Origin of the sequence: Microvirga sp. Mcv34 (assembly GCF_024519725.1) — a bacterium.
GTDB lineage: Bacteria > Pseudomonadota > Alphaproteobacteria > Rhizobiales > Beijerinckiaceae > Microvirga.
This window is the reverse complement of record NZ_JALJRK010000202.1, coordinates 1-2,395: the sequence shown is the minus strand read 5'-3', so window position 1 is coordinate 2,395 and position 2,395 is coordinate 1. Positions and strand designations below refer to the sequence as shown.

Below are 2,395 nucleotides of genomic sequence, written 5' to 3'. Positions count from 1 at the left end.
ACCTGGCCCATAGCGCATCCCTCCATTCCGGCGATAAGAATGCACCATCAAACCCCGGGATCAAACATCAGGTCTCGATTGTTAATCTTATGCAGAGATGGGCGTGACACCAATATAAGAGGGCCTCAGCTATTCACTGAGGCCCCCTCTAGCTAATAGGGGCTAGGCCTGCTTAGAAGTCGCGCTGGACGCGCAGACGACCTTCCCAGATATCCTGGCCACCGGACAATCCGAACAGTCCACTGTTAGTGCCGACGACATTGGTGGCCGGGACAGCAACTTGGCCACGCGGGTCGAGCTTGGTGTAGAGGACCTCAACCCCAAGGTTCAAACCCGAGATCGGTGCCCAGAATGTGTTGGCGCCGAGGCGATACTCGTTGAAGTCAAGAATGCCCACTGAGGCTCCGGCGGTGCCGGCCGCAATTGTAGCTGGCGTTGCTGCAACCACAGTGCTCGCACCATCTGGAGCGTTAAAGCGTGCATATGAGCCGAAGATGCTCGAACGAACCGTTGGTGTCCAGTTGTGGGTGATGCCACCGGCAATCGACCAAGCCGTGCCGGTATCCAAGTCTCCTGTGATCGGATCGATGATGGCATCTGAGATCGGAAGGCCTGGGAAGTTGTTAATAAACGCCTGACGGCCCGTACCGCCGAGGATGTAGGCATTGGCGCCATCAACGTAGGTTGCGGCTATCCAAGCCGAGTCCCCCTGTCCAAGGAAGGGCAGGTTGATGCCAACCGAGCCTTGCACTGCAAACCCAAGCTCACTGTCAGTGTTGATCCCCGGCAGGGCCCCTCCCGTGATCGGGTCAAAGCCGCCAACCGCAGTGACCTGATGGAGTGCACCGGATAGCTGGGCTGATCCCCAAGTGCCAGCATACTTGATGTTACCAACAACATCTGGCATGCGCTGGCCACCGTAGTTCAACAGGACCGGCGCATCGGCTCCGAACAGGGTTCCGCCAACCAGACCAGTGGCGGCCACCCGGCGCTCGAGACCGTCTTCGAGCGAGACTGTGGCCGAGAGACCATTGCCGAAGGAGTAGGTGTAGGCCAACAGCGTCACGTCCGGCGCGTCGTCGAACCGCAGTGTGCCCATGTGCGACGTTGGCAGATCAGGGTTCGAGAAGAACGACGTGACGCGACCAGCGGTCAAGCCGCCGAACTGAATAAATGCCTGCGCAACGTTTGCGCTAGACGGAGTGACGTTGAAAGGCCCGACCAAGCCATTGACGCCATTCGTCGGAACGCCACCTGCGGTGCCGCCGACACTGCCTGGGAAGAAGAGGTACGGCGTACCTGAGTCGCGGGTGATCTCGTAGCGAACGAACGTGCGCAGCATGCCATAAGCTGTTGCCGTTCGTGCGTCGAGTTGGATGCGGCCTCGGGCACGGAAGCCGATGGCATCCGCCGCACGGAAAGCTGGCTCGCGGTAAAGCATCTCAGTTCGAACACGGCCGCCGACGCGGAGGCAGGTTTCTGTTCCGGGAATATAGAAAAAGCCGGCTCCGTAGGTGGAGCAGACGCGAACGTATTCGACCGGCGCAGCCTTGGCCACGGGAAGATCGGCAGCTTGTGCCCCGGCGACAGCCGCGAGACCCGCGACCGATCCGAGGAAGAGGCTCTTAACGAGCTTCATGGTTAAACCTCCAGAGTTTTGAGACCATGGGGGGCCGGGTTTTTGTGCTTCGGTGACTTCAACGAAGCCCTAAACACGTCCCTTTTCCCCTTAAGTACCCGGCGGCTCGCCTTGTCGGTCGAACCCACCAGGATCACGACTGGGGTGCCCCCGTCGCTGCAGCCACATTACCCAGCACGAGTTCGTGATCAAGCGAATGGACGCGCTTTCGACTGGGGTCGTGTCGGATCTTCGACATACTGTGGCCAAATTCCAACACTCTGACATAGGCTGTGGAGCTGGGATTAAGTTTCTGTTAAAAATTAGGAGGTCCAATAAGCATGACGCTCGAATGGTGCGCCGCAAAATGTCTGGTCATAAATGTTATAATTAACCTATCCGGCGAATCTAAGTACAGCGTCGCCCGAGCGGTAGCCCAGGCGAGCCGAGGTGCGCTCGCCCTTCTCGGCCTGGAGCGCATCGGTCATCTCGGCTTCGAGCCTCTCCTGTATGACGGCGCGCACGATCTCGCGCAGCCCGTCCGGGCTCTGGCTCAGAAGGTCCTTGATGGCAGCGGTAGCAGGTTTATCCTTGGTGCTGGTCATGGTGGGGCTCCTCTCGGAGAGTGACTTGGACATCACCATCCTGCCATGACCGCCCCAATCAGGCGATTTGCAGAACCTTCACCACACTACTCCATCATAGCGACAGTAAGTATGCCCGACGGATTCAAGCAGTCGTCGCAACACGTATTCTGTTGCCCTCCCGCAGCCACTC

Annotated in this window: 1 protein-coding gene and 1 pseudogene; both read right to left on the bottom strand. The window is 58.8% G+C overall.

Annotation, left to right across the window (positions count from 1 at the left end):
- Positions 1–172: 172 nt before the first annotated feature.
- Positions 173–1,639 (bottom strand): porin, encoded by a 1,467-nt coding sequence (locus OC446_RS30040; RefSeq protein WP_262032541.1) that lies wholly within the window; start codon positions 1,637–1,639, stop codon positions 173–175.
- 401 nt (positions 1,640–2,040) lie between these two features.
- Positions 2,041–2,223, bottom strand: a pseudogene (locus tag OC446_RS30035) (transposase); the annotation flags it as partial.
- Positions 2,224–2,395: the final 172 nt, after the last annotated feature.